The sequence below is a fragment of the Acinetobacter suaedae genome (assembly GCF_008630915.1).
Classification (GTDB): domain Bacteria; phylum Pseudomonadota; class Gammaproteobacteria; order Pseudomonadales; family Moraxellaceae; genus Acinetobacter; species Acinetobacter suaedae.
In genome coordinates, this window is sequence record NZ_CP043909.1 from 1,715,919 (window position 1) to 1,740,066 (window position 24,148).

General features: G+C 33.3%; 25 protein-coding genes and 1 pseudogene. 15 read left to right on the forward strand and 11 right to left on the reverse strand.

Going from position 1 to position 24,148, the window contains the following annotated elements; translation table 11 throughout:
• Positions 1–12: 12 nt before the first annotated feature.
• Positions 13–1,704, forward strand: a complete 1,692-nt coding sequence (locus tag F2A31_RS08010; RefSeq protein WP_150025942.1) for a hypothetical protein — start codon at positions 13–15, stop codon at positions 1,702–1,704.
• A gap of 25 nt (positions 1,705–1,729) precedes the next feature.
• On the opposite strand, the gene F2A31_RS08015 is transcribed toward F2A31_RS08010, so the two are convergent.
• The 4 genes and pseudogenes from F2A31_RS08015 to F2A31_RS08030 form a co-directional block, all read right to left on the reverse strand.
• Positions 1,730–2,167 (reverse strand): hypothetical protein, encoded by a 438-nt coding sequence (locus tag F2A31_RS08015; protein WP_150025943.1) that lies wholly within the window; start codon positions 2,165–2,167, stop codon positions 1,730–1,732.
• A 3-nt stretch (positions 2,168–2,170) separates the two neighbouring features.
• Positions 2,171–4,267: a hypothetical protein gene (locus tag F2A31_RS08020; protein ID WP_407643262.1), complete on the reverse strand. Its 2,097-nt coding sequence runs from the start codon at positions 4,265–4,267 to the stop codon at positions 2,171–2,173.
• A gap of 217 nt (positions 4,268–4,484) precedes the next feature.
• Positions 4,485–6,060 (reverse strand): annotated as a pseudogene (locus tag F2A31_RS08025) (site-specific integrase).
• Positions 6,061–6,067: 7 nt separating this feature from the next.
• Positions 6,068–7,417: a site-specific integrase gene (locus F2A31_RS08030; RefSeq protein ID WP_150025944.1), complete on the reverse strand. Its 1,350-nt coding sequence runs from the start codon at positions 7,415–7,417 to the stop codon at positions 6,068–6,070.
• A 390-nt stretch (positions 7,418–7,807) separates the two neighbouring features.
• Here F2A31_RS08030 and F2A31_RS08035 point away from each other — a divergent pair, with 390 nt between their 5' ends.
• The gene (locus F2A31_RS08035) at positions 7,808–8,065 is read left to right on the forward strand and encodes a hypothetical protein (RefSeq protein ID WP_150027732.1); all 258 of its coding nucleotides are present in this window, start codon (positions 7,808–7,810) and stop codon (positions 8,063–8,065) included.
• A gap of 442 nt (positions 8,066–8,507) precedes the next feature.
• Here the strand turns inward: F2A31_RS08035 and F2A31_RS15780 are convergent, their stop codons facing one another.
• The gene (locus F2A31_RS15780; protein ID WP_004771033.1) at positions 8,508–8,684 is read right to left on the reverse strand and encodes a hypothetical protein; all 177 of its coding nucleotides are present in this window, start codon (positions 8,682–8,684) and stop codon (positions 8,508–8,510) included.
• Between the two features lie 564 nt (positions 8,685–9,248).
• Between F2A31_RS15780 and F2A31_RS16010 the strand changes: the two genes are divergently transcribed.
• From F2A31_RS16010 to F2A31_RS08060, 3 genes are all read left to right on the forward strand, one after another.
• A complete protein-coding gene (locus tag F2A31_RS16010; protein WP_150025947.1) occupies positions 9,249–9,527 on the forward strand; it encodes a DUF968 domain-containing protein in 279 nt (92 codons plus the stop codon).
• A 32-nt stretch (positions 9,528–9,559) separates the two neighbouring features.
• Positions 9,560–9,970, forward strand: coding sequence for a hypothetical protein (locus F2A31_RS08055; RefSeq protein WP_150025948.1), 411 nt, complete (start codon positions 9,560–9,562; stop codon positions 9,968–9,970).
• A 161-nt stretch (positions 9,971–10,131) separates the two neighbouring features.
• A complete protein-coding gene (locus F2A31_RS08060) occupies positions 10,132–10,488 on the forward strand; it encodes a hypothetical protein (RefSeq protein WP_150025949.1) in 357 nt (118 codons plus the stop codon).
• Between the two features lie 49 nt (positions 10,489–10,537).
• Here F2A31_RS08060 and F2A31_RS08065 read toward each other — a convergent pair whose 3' ends face one another.
• A complete protein-coding gene (locus F2A31_RS08065) occupies positions 10,538–11,182 on the reverse strand; it encodes an SOS response-associated peptidase (protein WP_150025950.1) in 645 nt (214 codons plus the stop codon).
• 235 nt (positions 11,183–11,417) lie between these two features.
• Here F2A31_RS08065 and F2A31_RS08070 point away from each other — a divergent pair, with 235 nt between their 5' ends.
• The 5 genes from F2A31_RS08070 (at position 11,418) to F2A31_RS08085 (ending at position 14,285) form a co-directional block, all read left to right on the forward strand.
• Positions 11,418–11,738: a GrlR family regulatory protein gene (locus F2A31_RS08070; protein ID WP_150025951.1), complete on the forward strand. Its 321-nt coding sequence runs from the start codon at positions 11,418–11,420 to the stop codon at positions 11,736–11,738.
• Between the two features lie 151 nt (positions 11,739–11,889).
• Entirely contained in the window at positions 11,890–12,354 is a 465-nt protein-coding gene (locus F2A31_RS08075; RefSeq protein ID WP_150025952.1) for a hypothetical protein, read from the forward strand.
• A gap of 170 nt (positions 12,355–12,524) precedes the next feature.
• On the forward strand, positions 12,525–12,686 hold the full coding sequence (locus tag F2A31_RS15785) for a hypothetical protein (protein WP_004771043.1): 162 nt from the start codon (positions 12,525–12,527) through the stop codon (positions 12,684–12,686).
• A 140-nt stretch (positions 12,687–12,826) separates the two neighbouring features.
• A complete protein-coding gene (locus F2A31_RS08080) occupies positions 12,827–13,303 on the forward strand; it encodes a hypothetical protein (RefSeq protein ID WP_150025953.1) in 477 nt (158 codons plus the stop codon).
• Between the two features lie 265 nt (positions 13,304–13,568).
• Positions 13,569–14,285 carry a hypothetical protein gene (locus F2A31_RS08085; protein ID WP_150025954.1) on the forward strand — a complete coding sequence of 239 codons (717 nt, stop codon included), beginning with the start codon at positions 13,569–13,571 and terminating at the stop codon, positions 14,283–14,285.
• Positions 14,286–14,351: 66 nt separating this feature from the next.
• On the opposite strand, the gene F2A31_RS08090 is transcribed toward F2A31_RS08085, so the two are convergent.
• Both F2A31_RS08090 and F2A31_RS08095 read right to left on the reverse strand, forming a co-directional pair.
• Positions 14,352–14,780 carry a WYL domain-containing protein gene (locus tag F2A31_RS08090; protein ID WP_228715627.1) on the reverse strand — a complete coding sequence of 143 codons (429 nt, stop codon included), beginning with the start codon at positions 14,778–14,780 and terminating at the stop codon, positions 14,352–14,354.
• A gap of 151 nt (positions 14,781–14,931) precedes the next feature.
• Positions 14,932–15,966, reverse strand: a complete 1,035-nt coding sequence (locus F2A31_RS08095) for an AraC family transcriptional regulator (protein ID WP_150025955.1) — start codon at positions 15,964–15,966, stop codon at positions 14,932–14,934.
• Between the two features lie 130 nt (positions 15,967–16,096).
• On the opposite strand from F2A31_RS08095, the gene F2A31_RS08100 reads away from it, so the two are divergent.
• On the forward strand, positions 16,097–16,798 hold the full coding sequence (locus tag F2A31_RS08100; protein WP_150025956.1) for an NAD(P)H-dependent oxidoreductase: 702 nt from the start codon (positions 16,097–16,099) through the stop codon (positions 16,796–16,798).
• A gap of 58 nt (positions 16,799–16,856) precedes the next feature.
• Here the strand turns inward: F2A31_RS08100 and F2A31_RS08105 are convergent, their stop codons facing one another.
• Positions 16,857–17,606, reverse strand: coding sequence for a TenA family transcriptional regulator (locus F2A31_RS08105; protein WP_150025957.1), 750 nt, complete (start codon positions 17,604–17,606; stop codon positions 16,857–16,859).
• 350 nt (positions 17,607–17,956) lie between these two features.
• Between F2A31_RS08105 and F2A31_RS08110 the strand changes: the two genes are divergently transcribed.
• Entirely contained in the window at positions 17,957–19,186 is a 1,230-nt protein-coding gene (locus F2A31_RS08110) for a GGDEF domain-containing protein (RefSeq protein WP_150025958.1), read from the forward strand.
• Positions 19,187–19,267: 81 nt separating this feature from the next.
• On the opposite strand, the gene aroC is transcribed toward F2A31_RS08110, so the two are convergent.
• Together aroC and prmB are read right to left on the reverse strand one after the other, a co-directional pair.
• The gene (gene aroC / locus F2A31_RS08115; RefSeq protein ID WP_150025959.1) at positions 19,268–20,359 is read right to left on the reverse strand and encodes a chorismate synthase; all 1,092 of its coding nucleotides are present in this window, start codon (positions 20,357–20,359) and stop codon (positions 19,268–19,270) included.
• Positions 20,360–20,370: 11 nt separating this feature from the next.
• Positions 20,371–21,381 (reverse strand): 50S ribosomal protein L3 N(5)-glutamine methyltransferase, encoded by a 1,011-nt coding sequence (gene prmB, locus F2A31_RS08120; RefSeq protein WP_150025960.1) that lies wholly within the window; start codon positions 21,379–21,381, stop codon positions 20,371–20,373.
• A 189-nt stretch (positions 21,382–21,570) separates the two neighbouring features.
• Here prmB and F2A31_RS08125 point away from each other — a divergent pair, with 189 nt between their 5' ends.
• From F2A31_RS08125 to F2A31_RS08135, 3 genes are all read left to right on the forward strand, one after another.
• Positions 21,571–22,251, forward strand: coding sequence for a heavy metal response regulator transcription factor (locus F2A31_RS08125; protein WP_150025961.1), 681 nt, complete (start codon positions 21,571–21,573; stop codon positions 22,249–22,251).
• The gene (locus F2A31_RS08130) at positions 22,244–23,614 is read left to right on the forward strand and encodes a heavy metal sensor histidine kinase (protein WP_150025962.1); all 1,371 of its coding nucleotides are present in this window, start codon (positions 22,244–22,246) and stop codon (positions 23,612–23,614) included. The genes F2A31_RS08125 and F2A31_RS08130 overlap by 8 nt, the downstream gene beginning before the upstream one ends.
• A gap of 94 nt (positions 23,615–23,708) precedes the next feature.
• Positions 23,709–24,068: a copper resistance CopC family protein gene (locus F2A31_RS08135; RefSeq protein WP_407643263.1), complete on the forward strand. Its 360-nt coding sequence runs from the start codon at positions 23,709–23,711 to the stop codon at positions 24,066–24,068.
• Positions 24,069–24,148: the final 80 nt, after the last annotated feature.

Sequence of the window (24,148 nt, forward strand, 5' to 3'; positions counted from 1 at the left end):
GAGATATTGTATATGCTTAATATATGTGAAATTGATAAATTTTTAATTAAAAGAGAAGTGGTTATACCTTTTAAAGCTAACTATTTTTTTTATGAAAATAAAATTCTTTGCACAAACTCACTTATTGACATGTGTCTACAAATTAAGGATCTTACTAATACGGATGATTGCAACCAATCTTCTGAATTTTTATTTGCTAACACTATTTTAGCATTTGTAGATAAAGATTATAGTCTGCAACGTGAAAATTCAATTAGGTTGCTATTCAAAAAAGATGAATATATTCCTGTTTCTCTATTAAATGCAATTAATTGTTCCACTGTTTTTTTTGAAAAAAAAGACAATTCAGGTTTGATATTTGATCGGCTTGAAGGTGTTGAGTTAAATGAAGCTCACCCCTATTTTAAGTTTATTTATTATTTATTAGGTGTTGATTCCAATAAAAAAATAGAACCGTATATTAATGCTCTTAAAAAAATGTATGATGGTAACATCATAGATCAAGAAATTTTGATATATTTTTATGAATATTTTCATGATATTATTAAATCAAAATTAAAAGTTTTGGAAGTATTTACACAATTTGTTTTTAATAACATTCATAAAGATAAAGTAACTCAAACAATTTGGTTCTTTCTATCCTACTTTAATTTATCAAAAGATGATTCCAAAGCTATAGAGTATGCTAATAATTTTATGGGATCGGCTAATTTAGCTCATACATATTCTTATAATAAAGCACTCTATACAAACACCTTGAGAGCTGCAATTAGAGTTTCAGCGTGGGATGATTTTTTTTATTTTAAATCTCAAGTTGATGGTAAATCAATAGGAAATAGTCAAGAGTTTTTGGAAATTTTTGAGGCTGGTGAGAAAAAATACCTGAAGGAACGAGAGAGATTAGATCATCCTTTACATCCACAAAATATAAAAAAAATTAATCTAGAGAGTATAAATACAGATAATCTTATTTTCCTCGCATGTGTTATATTGAATAGTGGAGAGGATTGGGGAGTCCTATTAAACGAAAATAGATTTAAGTATATTTTTCCATCTAAAGAAATTGTTTATCGGATTCTAAAAAAATTAATATTAACTCATTGCTTAAAAATATCTTTGAAGGATTTTAATAATATTGATGATGATGAATTGTATGATTTTAATAAATTAATAAATAATAATAGGTTTCATTTGAATATTGATGGTATTATTGATAGTAAGGAAATTTCCTTATCTTTGATTAAAGAAGAGATAATAAATAGAAGTGACATTAAAGATTCCATTTTGTCAGTATGGAAAATTATTAACATAGGATATTTTTATAGTACTTATGAGTTTTATTTAGATAAAATTACAGACAATTGGGTAGATGATTTTGAACTCAATCAGAATACTATTGAACGAATAGAAACGATACAGTCGACAGCAAAAAGATTTTCTTTTACCGCTTATAGTGCTGTGAGTGCAACTGTTTCATTTCATGAACTACGGAGTACAGGGAATAAACACACACAAAATACTCTACTTTATAATATAAATAAGTATTTAGATTTTATAGAAAAAGGAGAGGCTGACTATTCTAAACCTCGCTTTCATAAGGCTCCAGTTTTAACCATTGAAATGTTATTTGATGAACTTTTTAATTTATCTCCAGAAACTATATACAATGAAAATATTTCAGTTGATCAATTATCTTTAGAGTGAAAGTTTATACAATATTTAAGTAATGCTATTCACGTGAAAGATACTTCTTAAGAAGATGGGGAGCCAAGAGGTGATCAACTTTCAAATTGGTTCTAAGCTTTACCTCTTCAATAATATCTATAAGTGTCTCTGTATTCTGATGAAGCTGTGACTCCAAATCATCAACTTGTGTGCGTAGATTTTTATTGGTATCTGTAAGAGCTTGTCTTGTCTTTTTATTCACATAGAGTTGCTGTTCCTTAGTCTTTAGATTTAGTGGAGAAATCTGCTCGGATACATACAAAGATATAAGCTTCTTCCGCTCAGCAGAACTCAAAGTACTTAGCCCACCTGATATATAACCTTTAGCTGTTAGACGACTGTGAAGAGCCTTGTGTGAAATGGGCGATTTCTCAAACCCTTCAATCAACATCATTTGCAATTCTTGTTCAATGACTTCATCAAGTTGTTTACCGCGTAACATATATTAGGCTTCCTTAGACTCAATTTTTTGTTGTTCTATGGCGAACAGTTCACTTAAGGTTGTTGGTAATTTAGTGATTGCATCTCCATAAGGAAAAACGGAAATAGGAGTTAAACTATATTGCCTATCAAGTGCTTTTGTCTTTAAGTCACTTAAATAAAGTATTTTTTGACGTAAATCCTCAAGCATTTCTCTATATGATAAATCATGGGCTATGATTTGCTCTATATGTGAAAACTTATCTAGCAATTCATTCAAAGTATATTGTAGTGCTTCTAATTCACCTTTACGGCCAGTTAAAGCAAAGTTTCCACATTGATCACCTGATTGGCAAGCAATGCGTTTAGGGCAATCATGGACTGCTATTTCACGCATACAGCCGCCAAAAGGTAACGGGTGTAAATTTGCATGACGCTGCACTAACTCATCTGCATCTTTTTCATTATTCTTCGTTAATTCATTGAACGATTGAGTGATGTCTTCAAAGTATTCATCAAAGAATGATTTTTTAATGTAACTAGCAACTTCATTCTTTGAATCAAAAGATTGTAGGTTCATCTTTAGATTACTTTCTAAATCTAGTTGGGTTGAAAAATACATTAGTCCATCATTTTTTACAGAATCAATTGGATACTTCACAGGCTCTTGTTCTGTAGGGAATCCAGAAACAGCCAATTCATTCTTTTCAAGAATACTAGCAGCTACTCGATGTTGCTTTAAAGCTAAATGTTGGTAATGCTGATTTTGTTTAATATCAACACGACCCATGAGCATTGCTTGTAGGTGTTCAGCTAAGCCACTGAGAGCAAGGAAGGTGTTGATGTTATGCCGTGGTATGTGGCTAGTAAGCTTTGAATGCTCAGTCTCATTTTCTAGTAAATTGTACTTTTGGAAAGCAGAGACATTGTTGCTGCTTCCCAAAAAACTATTAATGATATTACCACTTAATGGAATGATATTGGTTTTGTTGTAAAAAGCTCGTTGAAGTGTTGCTGATCTATATTCATGGATGAAAAGTATATCTTCGTAAGGTATGTTCTCAGTTTTACCCTCATAACTAAAAACATGATTAAGAGGTTGATCTGAATCATAATTAGTGAAAGATCTTATAAAATTGTCTAAATCATTTTTTAAATAATATTTTTTGACTTTTGATCCAATTGTTATTTCTTTATAGATAGGTACTTTACTGAGTGTCTTGATTACAACCTCACGACGACCAGCATGTCCTCTGTAATTATCCTTAACTGCAAAGACTGTATCTATCAAATCATCAATCTCTATAAAATCTTCCGAAATTCTATCAATTGATTCAGGTAGAAAATCCTTACAGTCTTTTGATCGGAGATATAAGATGCGTTCTCTAAATTCTTTTGTAAGTTCTAGGACTGAGGCAAAAATTGTCTCAACTAGGTTCGCTGCTAACGGTTCTACCCAATGAGTACGAAAGCCTGCACCTTTGGCACCATGATATTGGATACCTAGTGTATATTGTTTAACACCATCAATACTAAGATGCTCTTTGGTGGCAAGGTCTAAGATAGGTTGTTTGATTAGCGCATCTGTTTTTAGAAGTATGGCTTCGGTAGAACGGAGTCCTGTAATAATAAGTAATAACAATAGATTGAGAACAATCTTTTCACCATTAGTTTGACATAAACTAATCAATGAAATGATATTAATGAACGTCCGAATAGAAATTAGTTTATCTGTATTGAGTTCATCTTCATCCAGTTCAAGTTGGTCAATTAATGCTTTTGTACGTTTTGCATTTGGTGTTCTATTCTGCCTATTGATATATAGATATTTTTGAGAAAACTCTAAGTTTTTCTCAGTAAAACAATAATGATTCAAGAGTTCTTGTAATCTTAAGTATGTGCCTGCATGGTCAGGTAAGTTAGTTTTACTGGCGTTTTCCTTCAAAATTTCAAAAGACTGGTTCAGAGTAGAAGTGGATAGGGTACAAGGGTGGCAGGTATTGGGATTCTCATTATATAAAGAACTATACCAGCGTTTAAGAACTAGAATTTCTGCATATAATTTTTGTGGTGAGGCTTTTGAGTTTGATTTTCTATAACTCAGAACCATTACTGCTTTCATGAACTCTTGATATGTAGGATCTACAAAAAGGCTCTCAACTCCCTTTAACTTTTTGATTGAATTAAATAAAAAGTGGACTCTACCACTTCTAGAAAGCAACCAACCTGAGCCGATAGTTCCCCCATACCAAGCTGAGTCATCCCATCTTAATTTGAAAGTTGGTTGGATATTATTCTCAAAAAATTCTCACTGTTCATTTATAAATACATGGTATTGTTCAAGATTCATGGATACCATCCTTATGCATGTGGCAACGATTTATTACTGATTCTATTTCAAATTTTGTAGATTCATGGACTCTAATCAATGGATTTCTAGAAACACCTATACCATCAGACAGCCTAATCAGATCATTAATTTCACATTGAATACTTTCTAAAACATTGCTGTGATCAGCATCTATGAAAGGATGAAAATATATACACCCATAGCAATTACGGACAGGTTGAAATAAGCATTTATCATTGTAAGAACAACCACCTATGTCATAATGAATCTTATGTCCAATATTGCCCTTTTTTCTGCTTCCATTCTTGTCTATAAATCAAACGTCCTGTGAGTAACATAGCTATCATCTGTTTATAAAGAGAGTTTCTACCTAAGGCTTGAGCCCTAATTTGTGCTAATTGTGGTGTAGAGAAAATATAATGTCTTGCTGTCACGACTGATGAGTGACCCAAAATATATGCTATTTCTTCAGCGGAAGAACCCGCCATAGCTAGGCTATAACCAACATGATGTCTAAAGTCTGAAAAGGAATATTTTTGTCTAATCATTTCTCCAGCTAAAACAGCATCTCGATATGATTCTGGTGAAAAAGCAAATAATTGAGTGTTAATAGCCGTTGAGCAGAAACGAGCTGCATTTTCCTCCATATCGAATAACTTTTCATCCGGATGCAAGTTAAACCTTTCGATATATGAAAGAATAATTTCAGCGACTTCTTCTGGCAGTTTTACAGCTATTTTCTCATGTACATATCTTGCTTGCTTTGCATAGGGAATTAGTACGCTATAGCGATGGAAATTATCGGTAGTACGTGTAGTGTCTACTTTTATATCTTCTACTGACAACTTAGCTAATTGAACAGGTCTAAGTCCTGATACATAGATTAGGCCTAATATTGAAGAGTTGATTAAAGTTTGATTAGTGACTTCTAAGGAATTTTGTTTTAATTGATGATTCAATTGGCTAAAACCTTGTTGAATCATGGTAATAGTTGGGTAATCAATAGGGTCTTCATATTGTTGATAATACAGTTTTGAGTTGAAGGCTGTAGGACGTTCAAGAAATTCTAATTCGTATTCTTGATCAACATCAAAATGTGAAAAATTTTCTAAAAATAATAATTTAACTAGAAATTTCAAGTGGTAATAGTAAGGTGACCTATCATCTTTTGCCAAATTACCCAATATCGATTTTAAATTTTGATAATCAAGTTTTTGCTTATTGGCTTTTAATATTCCTATAGCATAACTAAAAGCCTGCAATTTAGCTTCAAGTGATGATGGTGTGTTGACCTGAATATAATTAGCAAGAAAAAATTTAGCTAGTTTTTTCTCAAATTTACTGAAATTAGAAAAACTTAGCTGAACCTTTTTTCCTGAATAATTAAAACTCCAAAGATCAGAAGAACTCTGAATAAATTTACTATCAAATTTATCAGCCCTTTGAAATTTAATGATTTCAGGAAGTTGTAATGATTCTATTACATTAAGGTCATTATCAAAAAAGACGATGAACTCATTAGGCTTTTTATCTATTTTTTCAAAATCTAGACTAAGTTGAGGCATATTTTTATCAATCATAATTTATACTGGAATCTATGATGCGAGCCAAGTTCATAAAATTAGCACGTTCTACAATAAAGCGTTTACCATAATATATAGGCATTGTACTTGTAGGTGACCAACCACCTAAGGCTCTTAGATCATCCTGTGCTTTTAGCAGAGCATCATTTACACTTTGTTTGAGATCAGAGTGATTAACATTTTCTTTCTTATACTTCTCAAAAGAAAAGCTTAACATCATATAAGCCCAAGAATGTCTACATACGTGTGGAGTTAGACGTTCTATTGAGTCATAAGCTGAAGTATCAAAACATTCAGGTAGCAATGTTTTTAATGACAAATCTACATGATCAAATATCTTTTTAACACTGGCATAACTTAAAGCAGAGTAGGGAGGCTTTAAGGAGGTAAATAAGATTTGTGAAGGAATTTCTTTTCGTATTTCATCTATATAAATTTGAAGAATTCTATAGTCACGTTCCTGTAGTTTAATTACTCTGTATGAGTATTCATTCTTGATTTTTGGCTTTTTTGATCGATCATCGAACTCATCATCTGTATTTGTAATAATTAAACTAAAATTATGATTCTGAATTGATTTTTTAATAGAATTGGTTGTTAGTAGCATAAGTTCACCAATTCTAAGACCATAATTAAGCATGAGATGTATGATCAGAAAGTTTCTGAGTTGTACGTTTTTTGACTTAAATGGGTTCAAGGTATTGTATTTATTAGAATTGCTCGGTGAGATAATTAAATACAATCCTTTAATCATCTCATCATTCATACTTTTGAACGAATAATTGATTTCACTTTTAATTGTTTTATTAGACTTTGAAAAGTTGTTTATAATTTTTTTCTTTATAGTCATATATTTATTTAAGTTTCCTTTAATTTTTTGGATTTCCTTCAGTGAAAGTTGTGGCTGAGATTGGATCGTTAGATATTCATCAATCAAAAAGCTGTAAAACTTTAAGAAGGATCTAAGTCTATGGCCAATTGTAGTGTAGTTAGCATGTTCTGCATTTCTTAATCTTATAAGATTACTTTCAATTTTTTTGTTGTTTTCTAAATAGATAATGAAGTTATCAATTTCACTTTGAATAATTTCAAAGTTGTAGGATGATGAATAGAAAGACTCACAAAAGGAAGTAGCAAACTTTTCAGACCAAAAATCGTACCAAAATTTTAATGCTATCAAATCAGCATGCTGCGTAGAGACACTTTGAAATCTGAGAAATTTCATGGTGTACAGCATAGGGTACAAACATGGACAAGTTGTATCCATATCAAATAACAGAATAATTTGGTTTTCGTTTGAGACTTTCTTTTCTAAATGAATTGGCTTTAGAGCAAACATAATAAAGTTTATGAAGTATTCTTAAGGTCAACATATCATATTCTTTAAGTAAAATAGAAATCACTTAAGTTATTGAATAGTGGTGAAGGAATGCGTCATGCGACACATAAGTTGACATAACTGCAATCTAATAATCAATAGCTTAAAGCTTTTAATGACATAGAATGTCAGCAGTCAACGACACATAAGTTGTCATTTTTATACTCAATGTATTCAATTACTTGAAGAAAATGTTTCAAAAATCAATTAAGTCTTCATTTATTCTTAAAAACTACGTCCATCAATAAAGATTTTTTGTTTAATTCACTATTTTTTATAGGACATTGGGCTAAAATAGCTATTATGTTATTCATCAACCTAGCCAAATTTAATCAAAATAAGGTTTTAGATATGAAAGTTAACAGCTTAGAGGATGAAAGAGATATAGCTACTGCAGCAGCTAGGGTCCTTTGTGAAAGTTTTATTGAGAATGCACGCACTAACACTGTACTTTATGTAGAACACGACGCTATCTGGAGCAAGGCTCCAGATAGCGTTCCCGTCTTAATTAAACATTTGTCTGGACGCACCCCAAATCCAGCCCCAAAAATTGCTATAGGGGGAACTTATAAAATTAAAAAGCGAAATCTTATTACTTCAGACAAATAGTTGATACTAAGCAGAGCTCTACAAGACTAACGTAATTTATAATTATATGAATTTAGAAAATGGTAAAACGATATGCTCTATGAAAAACTATCAAAAATACAATTTTCAAAGCAACTATACATAAGTGGAATGAGAGCTTTAAATATCAATGACTATGAATTTTTAACAGGTTATTGGCATATAAAAGAGACATGGCATCCTGAGTCCACTGTTCTTACGATAATTTATACAATTCTAAATATTAGATACATTAATTAAAAAAGTCCCTCAGATCTGAGAGACTTTTTATATCTTCTTTAGTTAATGGATAATTGCAATTTCTTAAACAACTAAACCAATCAAAGGGATAAAATTAATGAATAGTAAAATAAATCAGTGCACTAATTTACTCTCTATAATAACAGTACCTTAAATCAGTTTCTTAGGCACTGATAATAAGAAATTATTTGTTGTTAGTCTCAGGTTCTTGCGAATCCTGTGGTTTCGGAGAGTCTTCAGGTTTAGGAGTGGTTTGAGGACTGTTAGGAGTATTTACCTGAGTATGTTCATTCGCTTGAACTTGATGTGCCGCTTCGTTGTCTTTAGTCGCTTTCTTAGAAAAATCTTTAAAATCAGACATTTTAATCTTCTTTGTTTGGCTATGGAGAGCCCATAGTACCCGGTTATTTTGTTTACACTACAGTAGCTTTAAGAGGTATTTGTTGGGATATGTAGGTGAACTCAACAATATATCTCTGAAATGTTTCTTAAATAAAATCAAATAAATATTAAGTGTTGATTACTATAATTTAATAACCGTTACCTACTTTCAATAATTTCAAGGGCAGGTACATAAAGATCACAAATCTAATATTTAAAAAAATCTAATTACTTAGATGTGATATTTATAAAGCCATATTGAAAAGTAATTAATTCAAATGAAAAGAAAGCAAAAAGGTTTAAAAGCAAAAGAATCTAATTGGTCAAATGACCAAGATTCATGTCTTATAGAGAACAATTCAATGACTATTGAACAAGTTATGTTATTTCTGCCATTTAGTGGAAATGAAATTAAAGCACGAAAACAATTTCTTGGACTTTATAAGCGACACAGTCAGATGAAGAGTATTTAGTAGTGCTTTATTTTTTGTTCGGTGCCAAAATTTTAATACTCTGTATGAGTTATAAAAGTGAGGTTATCTAAATGTGCTCGCAAAAGTTTTTAAGCGAAATAAAGAGACTACCTTGTGTAATTTGTGGTAATTCACCTGTAGAAGTAGCACAAAGTAATCAAGTCGACCTTTTAAAAGAATCAAGTGCTAAGGCAAGTGATTTCTTCACGATTCCGCTATGTAGGAACCACCATATTGAATATGACCAGTTCCAAAAGATGAACCGATCACAGTCAGTTGAATGGTTTAATCAAATGCTAGAAAAGACTGAGTTGATGCTGTTCCTTAAGAATCAGGCCGATGTTTTTTAATATGATTTTCTATACTCATAAAGACATAATCAATGACGATTTTAAATAGGATTTATGATGCTCAAATTGGGTATGAAGAGAAATACAACGAAGCCCCTGAAATTTTATTTGTAAGTATTCTAACTTATGACGAAATGCACAAAGAGTCTCAATCTCTTGAAGGTGTTTCTTTAACAATTGCTGGATGTGAGTTAATTATTGTAGAGAATTTGATAGGTGACTTTAAATACTTACCACATGTAGATTTAACTAAAGCAATTAATTCTTACAATGCTAAGCCTAAGGATTTAATTTTAATTAGAAAATTTGAAAAAGCTGATAAAAGTTTAGGAGAAAATTTAAGTACATGCAGAAATGATCCAAGGATGATTGCTGTCCAATTTTATATTCAGCGTGAGCTGATTGATGCTTATCAGCGACATTATTTTGATAAAAAAATTTAAAGCTCTAGTCATCAAATATTCAAGAATTACAACATTGTAGATGTATGAGATATGAATCTGTAAAAGGTGAAGTTAAGGCGTCTTGGGTTGTAGTATGTTAGTCTAGTTGTTCAAGTGAATTGAAAAAAACAACTTAAACTGGTGAGCCTATGAGTTTCACAATGTGGTTGCAAGAATTAGACAAGGATATTGAAACTAGAACTGAAATTAGAATTACTGTGGATTCAGAAGTCCAGCCATCTTATATGTCAGAATTTGGTGGTGGAGTAGTTGAAATTGAATCAAATGGATATTTCTCAAATTGCGATGATGCAAAACTGACAGCAAATTTTGGGTTGAAATTAAAAATTACTAATAGTGAAAAATATTTAAATATATTTATTCCTACTCAAGAGGAAAAAAATGAAGATACTAAACAAATGAAAGTGGTGGAGCGAAAACTCCATAAAGGAATGAAAGTAAAAGTTTATAGATCAAAGTTAGGATTTTCGTATTTAGCTGAGATTAAATCTTTTTAAATAAAAAAGCCCCTCGAGGTTTTTTTATTTAACTGTAATTTCTCATATTTTAATGCGTGTTTGGCCGAAATTTATGCATATCGAATTTTGGTGCTGCAGTGTAATCGTCTGGGGAGAATTCATGCAAAAATTGAGTTGCTTCCTCATTGTCACATCTTAGCCAGTTATTTCGCCTATCTCGTGGAATAACAACAACAGATCTCTTTTCATCTTCAGGCGCATGAAACTGTTGCATGAAAGGGTGTGAATCAGCATTGATTGTAATCATCGTCATAGAGATGATTGACTTACCGTTAATACTTGATTGCTCATAGAGTCCAGCCAATGTAAATGGCATGCTGTCTTGTCGATAAATTCCATACCATATAGCTTTGCCGTCTATATATTTAGGTTCAAAGATAGTTTCAACTGGTATTAGACAGAATTGGTTATTCTTCCAAGCATTCTTAAAGCTGGGTTTAGTAGCAATGGTTTCACATTGAGCATTAAATGTATTTTGAACCCTTTCCAAATCCTCAGTCCAAAAGGGTATCAGACCGAAACGGGCAGATTGCCATTCAATATTATCGTTAGTAGAAATCAAAATCGGAGCATTATAACTTGGGTAAATATCTGAATTATAATCGAAAGTAGGTTCATAAAGATCGAGGAGATGAGCACGATTTTTTGAAATTGGTTCGTAATTAGAACACATTTGAATCACCACTTATATCAAGTGAGTAATATTTAATATAGCAGGGTTTTTTGTGGAGATAAAAATAATATTTAAATTATTTATAATTTTTATTAATATCATGGTTTTGTGTTACTTTTAAGTTTTAATTAACTATATGATATTACATTTAATGTACTCAAAATGAATACATTTCTTAGAGATCGGACTAATGTAGAGGTAACTGTATGTTCAGTTGTCTATTATTAAGATAATTATGAAAGACGGAATTTATTTGCTTACATTTAAAAGTCAAGATAAAGACTTTGGGAGTGGGATTCTTGTAGTTGATGATAGTGTGGTTAATGGAGGAGATATAACCTATTCATATAACGGAATAATTGAAGAAAACAGATTGGTTTTGAGTCTAAATAAGCACAATGTAAATGTTCATTCTCTTTTTGGGGATTTCGGATCGTTAAAACTTAATCTAAGTTTTCAAGAGAATAATCAAGGTTATATTTTGCATGGAAATGTAGAAAATTTACAATCAGTTCCTTTGCTTGTACAAGAAAAATTGATTGGAAAAGTTGAGTGAATATTTTTTAGTTTGTTGAAATTTATATTTTAAAAGACCCATTTAAAATCTCTGGTGTATAGTTTGCAAATGACTTTTAATAATAAATATAAATCAATTAAATGTATAACATGTTATTTTGTTGTCTACGAAACATAAAGTAGAGTAAAAAATGGAAAGTTATCTAGAAGTAGCGGAAAAGCTATACAGTTCCTTATATAGTAGAAATAAATTGTCATCTAAATCAAATAATTGGTTGAACTTGCTAATAAGAGAGTTAAAGAAAGAGATAGTTGGAACAAACATTCAACTAAAATTTAATCATATTTATTTTAGACAAGGGTTTAAGAATGAAACTGAGATTAAATTTTTAAGTCTTGATATCAGTCTGATACCAAATTGTGAGAATAAGTATGAATTTATTCTTTGGCTAGCTGGATTTATTGAAAAAATAACTGCAGGAGGTAGGAAAGCTCCGCCTGCCATTAAATTAAATATTCCTTCTGAATTTATTTATTTGAAATATTTAAGTAAAACTTCTAAAGAATGGGAGAGTAAAAATAAAGCTGAGATACTTTCTGGGTTTAATTCTAGAGAATTTCATGATAATTATAAAAGATATAAAAATTTCATTTAAATTTAATAATTTTATACCTGATAATGCTTATATTTATTAAAATGTTAGAGTGATTATATATTTTTACTTACAAGTAAGTGCATTTAAGCTATATCTATAATTCGATTAAAGGTCTATGGTGGTTGAGTGCTAGATAATTATCTACACATCATTAGATAGGAGAGACACTAATGTCTCAGAATCAAGATAATTCAAAACAACAGGCTAATCAGCAAAATCCATCACCAGGTCAACAGCAGCAGTCTGAGCCAAAAAAAAATCCACCTGAGCAGCCTGGTTCACAACAACCAGACACCAAACAACCTAAAGAAAGTAATGAGCAGCATAAATAATCATTATTATTTTAAGATTGTATAGGCTTATGTCTATTTATAGAGAGCTACAATAAGCTCTCTATTTGTTGTGATTAATTATCTATGGTGAATTTTCTATTTTTTATAGTGAGTGATGCGATTTATAAGAGTAAGTAATTATGATTTGGGTATTTGCAATAATAGTGATTTGGGTCCTATATATTGTATTCGGAAAAAAGATAAGTAATAGGAATAGAGTCCAAGAGTTCCCTAATTTCACATTAAATATTGTAGGGAAGATTTTTTATGAGAAAGATGAAGAGTATGAGCATGAAGTTATTGTTGTGCTTTATCAAAATGAATTAAAAACTGTTATTGGAATTGATAGTGAAAAATTCATTAAAGTTAAGAAAGATGCCATAGTTGCACAAGAAGATACAGGTGAAGTAGGTGTCTACATAGATGCAATGCGAGTCGGTTATTTGAATGCTGATAGTGCGAAAGAATTCTGTAATTTTATAAAAACAAAGAACCTATCTAAAAATGATGCTTTTGACGTTGAAGCAATTATTATGGGTAATCCAAAGGGTGATAAGTGGTATGTGAAGCTAAACATACCATGCAAGATGCAAAAGTTTAGATATAAGATTTATTGAATGTCGCAGATTTAGCAAACTTAGGAAATGCTGTAGATTCTCGGATTTCTGGCTATAAAGCAGCTTACGCTGTATGTATTACTAACTATAATGAACTTTAAAATCAGTTAGAGAATTTACAACAAAAAATACTTTTAAAAATCTACAGGCCAAGTGGGTTAGATATTAATATAAGTAAATTAACTGGTGAAAAGCGGAAATTTCTTGGATTGAATTAGGTTTATATATTTGTTTTTAAAATATAAATTAAAAATGGTGAAACGGTATGCTCTATGACGAACTAGCAAAAATACAATTTTCAAAGCAACTCTACATAAGTGGTATGAGAGCTTTAAATATCAATGACTATGAATTTTTAACAGGTGATTGGCATGTACATGAGACATGGCATCCTGATTCTAATTTAAGTTCCTTCCATATTATGGGAGAGGGAAAAATTGCTTTATTTGATACAAATGTATATTTAGGTGAAGAGGGAGTATTTGAAGCTAGCGAAATCTTACGGACAATGGGAATTCCAATTTTTTCACCCACAGTTTTTGCTGCCACACATGCTAGAGCAATTGCCGATAAAATTATTGCAGAAGCTTTTTTGGCTATAGAACTAAATGGCAGTAAACTATTTAGATATATTTCATTACATGATTTTGATGACTATATGCCAGAAGATACTGATAAAAAACGTGTTTATGAACTACTTGAGAAAGCCATAAAGCTTTTACCACAAGAACAATCCGATCATGTAAAAGAATGGTTATATCAAGCAAAATGTAAATTTAAAAACTTAACTCTTGAACAAAAGAAAATTAGAAGTGCATGGTTAAGTGCGCAAGCGAATGCTCGACAAGCATTTCCAGAAGAGGTAGTCAATGCATGTAGAAAAAAATCAAATTCAAGGCTAAGAAGAATATTAAATGGAGAAAAAACAGTAGAGGAAGAGGAATCAGAGCTTTTAAGAAAATGGCAAGAACTAAATAAATGATTTAGTCTACAATTTCTGCAATGAATTCTGTGCTATAGCTATAGTTGATACTTCATTTTCCATAGTTTATTGCCCAATCTCATCTTTTATAAAATGTGAGATATCTTCATAGTTTGATAAGGATATAAACTGATCATTTAGCTTATTTAGTTTCTCATTATCTGTTATAAAATCCTTTAAGAGATTGTAGCGTTTCAGAGTATAAGATAATAATGCTTTTCTACATTTTATCTCTATTTTTCCATCATTCATTCCATAATCAAATTCAATGGCTTTACGATGTGTTTCAGATAAGTCAGATGAAGGCTTAAAAACTAGAGTGATGTATGTATGCCATGCAATATCTTGTTCAGAGGATACGACTACTTCATCTACAGCTTCGGCTGTAATAATTCTAGCTAAAACGAAATCACGAAAATTCTCACGTGTTTGACAAAATGCTCTTACATGCCAACGATGGCCATCAAATACCATAGCATGAGGATGACGTAACATCTGTCGCAAATGACAACTTATATGTCGCGTGACGACAAATAGTGTTGTGTAGGCTACAGTCTTAGATATTCTATTTAACATAATATACATTATGCGTAATTCATAACTATAAGAAATTGATATATCTATTAATTATAATTTCTAATATACACTACAAAACCATATGTGTTGCTTTATGTCGCTCAACCTCTCTATAAAACTTAGGTGTAACGTTCGTCCATTTTTTAAATGCCCGTGAAAAATGAGAAATATCTGCGTATCCCAATCGTTCTGCAATTTGTTCAATAGATAGATGTTGTTGTTTTAATAAAAATTCTGCTTGTTTTCTACGAACCTCAGCAACTAACAACTGAAATGAAGTTTGTTCTTTCGTGAGTTGGCGCTGTAATGTTCTCTCTGACAAATGTAATCTTTCAGCAACCTGTTTAAGTGATAGAAATCCAAGTGCTTCATCATATAGTGCGTCTTTCACATTTTTTGCCGTACTATCTACATTTTTCATTTTTAAAAATAACTTTTGAATATCCTGTTTACACTGCTGAATTGTTAATCGCGCAACCAATGCATCAGCTGTCTTTAATGGTAAAGATAAAACGTTTTTATTTATAATTAAGCGATCATTCCTTGTATTAAAATCACCATTTAACTGATTAATATTAAATATTTTTTTATAGAAATCTGGTTTATCTTGCTGAAACTCAAAACGGATATCTAACCTCTGTTGAGCTAAATTCTCTACTATTTGAGCAAAACCAAAAACTAAGAATATCATTGCATGCTTATTAAACCTAAACTGTTGTAAAGGTTGGTTAAAATACAAGTATGCACTTTTCTCATCTACCTGAAGTTTAGGCTTGAATACCGCACAATGCAATCCAATGTATTGCTCCAAAACTTCAATTGCTGAACCAAGATCTTCTGAAGCTGTTGCTGCAACACCGATATGTCCATAACACGAAATTTTCATTTCTTTTGCAAGATATACACTGATTGCTGGTTCATCGGTAATCTGTGCAGCTCTTTCTAACAAATAGTTGAAAATATTGAAATCTACATACCAAAATGGCGCATTTAATTTATCAGAAGAAATGCCAGTCCCAGATAAAAGTTGTTCAGGTGCGATATCCCATCTTTTGAGTACATCAACTAATAAATTTACATAACTACCAGGTAATTCAGGATTCATATTTTAGATCCTATGCTGCTTATATTTTGGCGTAAATTGGTAAAAATTGGCGGTTTATGAACTATGCCATGATTTAGCTTTACGGCATAGTAAGTTCCTATAAAAAACGAGGTTAAAGGTTAACTTTCCAATGAATGTACTTATTGTCCACGCACATCCTGAGAAACGATCATTTACAACGGCCATGAAAAATACAGCTCAACAGACTTTTAAAAAACTCGGATACGAGGTTGAAGTATCTGATTTATATGAAATGAAATTCAACCCTGTTGCTTCAGCTGACGATTTTGGTGATTTTGAACAAACTGAATATCTAAATTATGCACTCGAACAACGTAATGCTTTAAAAAGCAATACGCTTTCGCCTGACATCGCCATTGAAATCGAAAAGGTTAAACGTGCAGATCTCGTGATTTTTAATTTTCCGTTGTACTGGACATCTGTACCCGCAATCCTAAAAGGCTGGATTGATCGAGTCTTCGTCTCAGGATTATTTTATGGCGGTAAACGTTTTTATAACCATGGTGGTATGGTTGGAAAAAAAGCAATGCTGTGTTTTAGTTTAGGTGGTCGAGATCATATGTTTGGTGATAACTCAATTCATGGTCCAATCGAGCAATATTTATCTTCAATTCAACGTGGTTCTTTAGCATATGTAGGTTTCGAAGTTTTACCATCATTTATTGCATATCATGTCCCATATATTACTAATGAAGATCGACAGAATATTTTAGTCAACTTGGAGCAGCACCTACAAAACCTTGATCATTTGAACCCTCTAGAGTTCTCTCATCTTGAAAATTTTGATGAAAAAATGAATCCAAAAAATTAAATACAATAAAAAAAACTGCGATCCGTCCCCAAGCTAGATCGCAGTTTTATTCTGTGTATTATCGATTGGCTTGCTGAATTTTGTAACACTCATCCAGTGCAAGTTCATAATACGCTAAACCTTCTTGTGCAGCTAAAAATGCTTTTTTCTGCATCACAGGATCTTGGTCACATAATCGTTTGATAAGTTCCATCGCTTCATACGGATGAAGATCATCGTAATGCGCATGCGCTCTTAACCAAGCTAATGATCGTTTATTAATCGTAACTTCTGGATTCTGAGTATAACTTTGCACCCCCTTGTAAACTTGTATACTCCAATCCCCTGTCGCCCACTCAATTGCAAGATTTGTAGCAGCAATACTCTCAGCCAAACTACCTCGATAATTTATATCCCACAGAAAATGATTAACTGCATTCATCGCAGCTGGAGGTTTAACATTATTCAACATATCTACAGTGAGACCAAAACCACCAGCCCAATCTTGATACCAAATTAAATGACGTTCTTCAACCTTGATGTTTTGGATAAGCCAATCTCGCGTCTCTGTTACACCAGCTAAAGAAAATGCTGTTGCTTTGGCCAATGTTCCAGCCATATATGATGGGAAATGAGCAACTAAAGGATAAAAATTTAATAAAGCTGAACGAAAACACTCTAAACTCAGTGAACCACTCGCCATATCTAAGAATAAAGGGTGTTTACTAACTCGTTCTTTTGCAGGTAAAAGTTCATCCCAGAACTGTTGTGACCACTCCGAATGAGCTGTAATTTCTAATTTTGTTGCATATTGATTCATAGCAGTCATTGCGATGCATCCTATTTCGTATGACTTAACCCAATCATATTCCATGATTGCTGCTTTTTTCTTGATTGTATCCTAATATTGTAAATATACAATTACCGTTCCTCGGTTTGTGATGTCTTTTATTTATTGAAGATTATCCTCATTTCATCAGCAATTACCGACAATTGATAAGCTCTAAAGATCTTAATTAGCATAAGTTTTGAGCAACAAAAAGGTGATTATCGCAAAAAAGTCTGATTTTTTGATTATCTAATACACATTTTATTTAATTCAGTGTAACGTAGTAAAAAACAATACCAATATTTGATGACTTGCATACAAAAAAACATTAGGGAGTGGTGAGAGATAAGATGAAGTTGAAAGCTTCCAATATATTGGGACAGGAACAAATCGACTTGTTAATTTCTCGCGGACTAAATTTAGTTTGGTTTCCTAAAGAATTAGAGGCGATCTACCGAGATCAGTACAGAAATGAGGCCGCACACGAATTTCGTTATCGTGCGCCAATTATTTTGGGCTTATATACATTTTTAAGCTTCGGTATTTATCAAGTCTTACCCCCCGATATGCGTCTAGAATGGATTGCCTACTATGGCTGGGTTGGTGTGATTATTCTACTCGCCTGGATGCTCTCTTTTCTTCCTGTAATGAATCGATGGTTTGATCATTATGTTTGTATAGGCTCTACTGGCGCAGTAGCAATTACCTTTACTTTGATTAATGTTCTCGAACAAGGTCAACACAATGTTTTGTTCCATGCTGCAATGATGTATGCCGTTATCATCATTTATGGTTTTGTGGGCATGCGTTTCTATACCGCAATGTTTGCAGGCTGGATGGGAGGTGTTATTGGTATTGCAGCAAGTACTTGGTTAAGCGGTTCTATTGACTGGACTTTTTTACATCGAACATACACTTTCAGCAGTTTCTTAGGAATGGCTTTGGCTTATGCTACAGATCGACAACATCGTGAAAATTACTTACAGAATTGCATGATTGAACTGAATCGATTAGAGCTCATGCGACAAGCCCAGCAACTATCTATTCTTTCACAACAAGATGCTTTAACTGGCTTAGCAAATCGTCGTTATCTAGATGAGGTTCTAGAGAATGAATGGAAACGAGCGATGCGTCATGAAATGCCTATCACGATTATGATGATCGATATAGATTTCTTTAAACTCTATAATGATACGCTTGGCCACATTCAAGGTGATCAATGTTTAAGAAGGATTGCAATTTTATTGGGTTCTATCACATCCCGCAGTGGTGACTTAGCAGCACGTTACGGAGGAGAAGAATTTCTCCTCGTCTTTTCAATGACAGATCGAGATCAAGCACTCGTTCAAGTCAAACGCTTGATGGAGTTAATAAGTAATATTGGTATATCCCACCCCAAAAGCCAAGTTTCTAAGCACGTAACTATCAGTGTCGGAGTGGCAACTATGGTTCCGAGTTTGGGTGATAGTCTTTCGGAGTTTATATCCCAAGCGGATCATGCATTATATATTGCAAAAAGCAATGGGCGAAATCAATACCATATCGCCTCATCAGAAAATATAGTATCTGAAACTTTATAATTTACTGGCTATTAAAATTAGAGTAAAACCCAAGCTACCCTCATAATAAATTCACTATATGAGTGTAGCTTTATTTTTAAATCATGGCTCTATTGGTTTAAACGGCGGAATTACATCTGCATTTTGTGCACGGTTTCTTAGGAAATGATCCATTAAAACGATAGCTAACATTGCTTCTGCAATTGGTGTTGCACGTACACCGACACAAGGATCATGGCGACCTTTGGTCAGTACATCCGTGTTTTGTCTATCCATTGTAATCGTCTTTCCTGGTGTTGTGATGCTTGCTGTTGGTTTCAATGCAATCGCCACACGAATGGTTTGTCCACTCGAAATTCCACCTAAAATTCCTCCTGCATGATTTGCAAGAAAACCATCTGTGGTGAGCTCATCACGAGTTTCATGACCAAATTGACCTGCCACAGCAAATCCATCACCGATCTCAACACCTTTAACAGCATTAATGCTCATCATTGCATGGGCAATATCAGCATCTAAACGATCAAATACTGGCTCTCCCCAACCTACTGGGACATTTTCAGCAATAATTTCAAGTTTTGCACCACAACTTGTACCCTGTTCACGCAAAGAAGTTACTAACTTTTCAAAACGAGGTACAGCGTCAACGTCACCACAGAAAAATGGGTTATTTGGTACTTCTGCCCAATCTAACTTTTCAGCTATTTCATTACCAATTTGAGTAACATGCCCTCGAATATCAATCCCAAATTTTTCAGCTAGATACTTTTTCGCAATTGCACCTGCAGCCACGCGCATTGCTGTTTCACGTGCACTTGAGCGACCACCACCACGATAATCACGAAAACCATATTTGTGCGTATAGGTATAATCAGCATGGCCAGGACGGAAAGTTTGAGCAATATTACCGTAGTCTTTAGACTTTTGATCAGTATTGCGAATCAACAAACCAATTGAGGTTCCTGTGGTTTTACCTTCAAAAACACCAGAAATAATCTCAACTTCATCCGGCTCTTTACGTTGAGTCGCAAATTTAGATGTACCTGGTTTACGGCGATCTAAATCTTTTTGTAAATCAGCCTCACAAAGTTCAAGACCAGGTGGCACACCATCAACAATTGCCATCAAGCCAACACCATGTGACTCACCACATGTTGTCACTTGAAAGAGTTGCCCAATACTATTCCCTGCCATGTTCTAGCCCCTTAATTTTGAATAGATTGCTGAAATATTTCTTTATAGCGACGGCATTGTTCAGCAGTCAATGCAAAAATACCAGAGCCACCTTTCTGGAAAGATAGCCAATGGAAGTCAATCGTATTGAAGTTCTGGCGCATTGCCCACTCAGAATTACCGACTTCAATAACGATCAGGCCATCTTCGGTTAAATAATCAGCTGCCTGAGCTAGCATTTTACGTACTAAGTCCAAACCATCTTGCCCTGCTGCAAGCGCAAGTTCCGGCTCATGAAGAAATTCTTCTGGTAAGTCTGCCATATCTTCGGCATCCACATACGGCGGATTACTTACGATCAAATCATATTGATTTTCAGCAGGTATTTTTGCAAATAGATCAGATTCAAGTAATGCAACTTGATACTGTTTATTGTGGTGTTCGGTATTAATTGCTGCGACTTCCAATGCCTCTTTTGAAATATCTGTAGCATCGACTTCCGCATCAGGGTAAGCATATGCTAAAGCTATCGCAATACACCCAGAACCAGTACACATATCTAAGATACGTTGTGGTGTTTTTGGATTTGCATTTTCAGGTAAGCTGTTTAATGCCTCAAGCATTTGACCATTTTCATCTAAACAATATGGCGCAAAACGTTGTTCAATTAACTCAGCAATTGGTGAACGTGGAATTAGAACGCGCTCATCTACATAAAACGGCTTATTAAAGAAATAAGCTAAGTTTAATAAGTATGATGTTGGTATACGATCATTAATACGGCGTTCGAGCAGGCTTAGAAATTCTGCTTTTTCACTCGGTAATAGTTTTGCGTCTAGGATTTCAGCATCCGCATTCCACTCAAGTGAAAGTGTTTGCAAAACCAATGCTGAGCTTTCAGCAAAATAATCTTCAGTGCCTTGACCTAAGTGTGCGTCATATTGACGAAGTGCGGTAACGCCAAAACGGATAAAATCTCGAATGCTTACTAAGTTTTCAGCCGCTTCTTGTAAATGTTCAGGGCTGATTGTAGGTCGCTCCACTTAGGCTTCTCCAAAAGTGCTAATTGCAAAACGGCTTATTCTAACGTGTTTTGGTATTTTTTTTAATGATTAAATTAGCTTTACTACTTTTGTTGGCCCTTGAAATGGAAAAAAATTAAAATGACATTTTTGTCATTCAAATCGTTCTCCAGCAAAATTAAGTTATCCTGTAAAAAAAGGGAGCGAAAAATGAAGATCTTATTGATAGAAGATGAGTACAAAACAGGAGATTATCTTAAACAAGGTTTAACCGAATCTGGATATCTTACTGACTGGACTACAGATGGTATAACCGGACTACACTTAGCGTTTTCTGAACAATATGACTTAATTATCTTAGATGTCATGCTCCCTGAACTTGATGGTTGGCATATTGTTGATCGGATTCGTAAGAGCGGGAAAAACCTGCCTATATTGTTTTTAACAGCTCGGGATCAAGTTGAAGATCGCGTTAAAGGACTAGAGCTTGGTGCTGATGACTACTTAATTAAACCCTTTGCGTTTTCCGAGTTCTTAGCCCGTATAAAAAGCTTGTTGCGTCGTGGTCAACCTCAAGAAGAACATCATTTTATCAAAATTGCTGATCTTGAACTTGACTTGCATAAGCGCCGAGTGACTCGAGCAGGACAAAGAATTGATTTAACTGCAAAAGAATTTGCACTCATGGAGCTTTTTATGCGACGTCGTGGTGAAGTTCTCCCCCGTTCCCTAATCGCTTCTCAAATTTGGGATATGAATTTTGATAGTGATACGAATGTAGTCGAAGTTGCGATTAAACGGCTGAGAAATAAAATTGATAGTAATTTTTCACCAAAACTTATTCAAAATATCCGCGGTATGGGTTATGTCTTAGAGATTGAAGATGAGTAAGCGTTTATTGAATGCTATAAGCTTTCGCATTGGCCTCATTTTCTCTCTTTCAGTTATTACAATTCTGGTTGTGATGGGATTTGTAATTCATCAGCAAGTTGTTCATCACTTTGAAAATCAAAATAAAAACCAAATTTTGGGCAAAATTGAACTAGTTCAAAATATTTTACGCCAGAATCCAGACAATACACCTGAACTCAATTCATACCTCAAAGATGCACTAGTGGGTCACCATGAATTGTATGTACAAGTTGAACGTCCTTTGGGACATACTATTTTCAATTCTGGTCCAACACTACACGATATTCCATCCACTCAGAACATGTGGACGAACTGGAAAATACAAGAGACACATTATCAAGGATATATTTATCAAAACACGACAAGCAATACACCACAGCTAGTTCGAGTCATTATTGGTATTGATCGCACAGAACATTTACTCTTTTTAACTGCATTTCGACAGCACCTATTTATCATTGGCTTGATTGGAACACTCTGCTTAATGTTACTTGGTTCTTTAGCTGCATGGCGAGGTTTACGACCAGTTGAAAAAATGGCTGAAGTCACTACACGTATTTCAGCACAACATCTTTCAGAACGCCTGAAAATTGAGAATACCCCAACTGAATTAAGATCGCTTAGTATCGCCTTTAATGAAATGTTAGACCGTTTAGAAATGGCTTTGGCTAAACTCTCTGATTTTTCGTCTGATTTGGCTCACGAAATGCGCACCCCTTTGAATAACTTAATGACACAAACACAAGTATGTTTATCACGTAGTCGCGATGTTGAAACCTATAAAGAAGTACTATTTTCAAATTTGGAAGAACTTGAACGACTTGCAAAAATGGTTTCAGATATGCTTTTTCTTGCAAAAGCAGAATACAACTTAAACCTCAATAATTTAAAAGAAATTGATTTAACTGAAGAAGTTTCTTTACTCTTTGACTTTTATGATGCAATCGCTGCGGATAAAAATATTAAATTACACTATACAGGCACAGCAAAAGTTATAGGTGATCCATCTATGCTACGTAGGGCATTTAGTAATTTACTCTCTAATGCAATTAAATATGCTCAAGCAAATTCAACAATATTCATCAAACTAGAACAACATGCTTCCTCCTCTATTTTTACGATTCAAAATGAAGGTGTTACCTTGTTAAAAGATCAACAAGCTCGATTGTTCGATCGTTTCTATCGAGTAGATACCGCGAGGCAAAGAAAAGAAGACGGTACTGGTCTTGGACTTGCAATCACTAAATCAATTATTGATGCACATGCTGCAACAATTCATGTTGAATCTGATCATGGTTTGATCCGCTTTGTTATACAGTTCAAAAACTCACCGCTTAAATGACAAAAATGTAATCTTCTCGTCATCGAGAAGATTTCTCTCTCCCTCTATAATATAAACATCTTATCGCACTAAATGATAAATACCGAAGGATAGCATGATGAAACAATCTATTTTAGGCGCTCTATTTCTTAGCTTAGTATTTATGACAAGTCATAGTTTTGCCCATACAACTTTGCTGAGTGCAACCCCTGCAATGAATAGTGTGATCACTCAATCACCTGAAAAAATCACTTTAAATTTTGGTGATGAAGTAATGCTTATGAATATCAAACTCCTTAATGCTCAAGGTAAAAATATTCCTTTAAATTATCAAGTCAACCATGACCACAAAAAAAGCTTTGACATCGCTATTCCACAACTGAAAGCAGGTCAATACACCATTTTCTGGATGATTATGGGAGCTGATGGTCATCATATGAAAGGAGAATACCGCTTTACACTTCAAGCAAAATAAACTTGATCACTTACAGTATTAAAGCCTCTTCATATCAAACAATATCAAGAGGCATTTAGAATGAACAATTATAGAAAAGG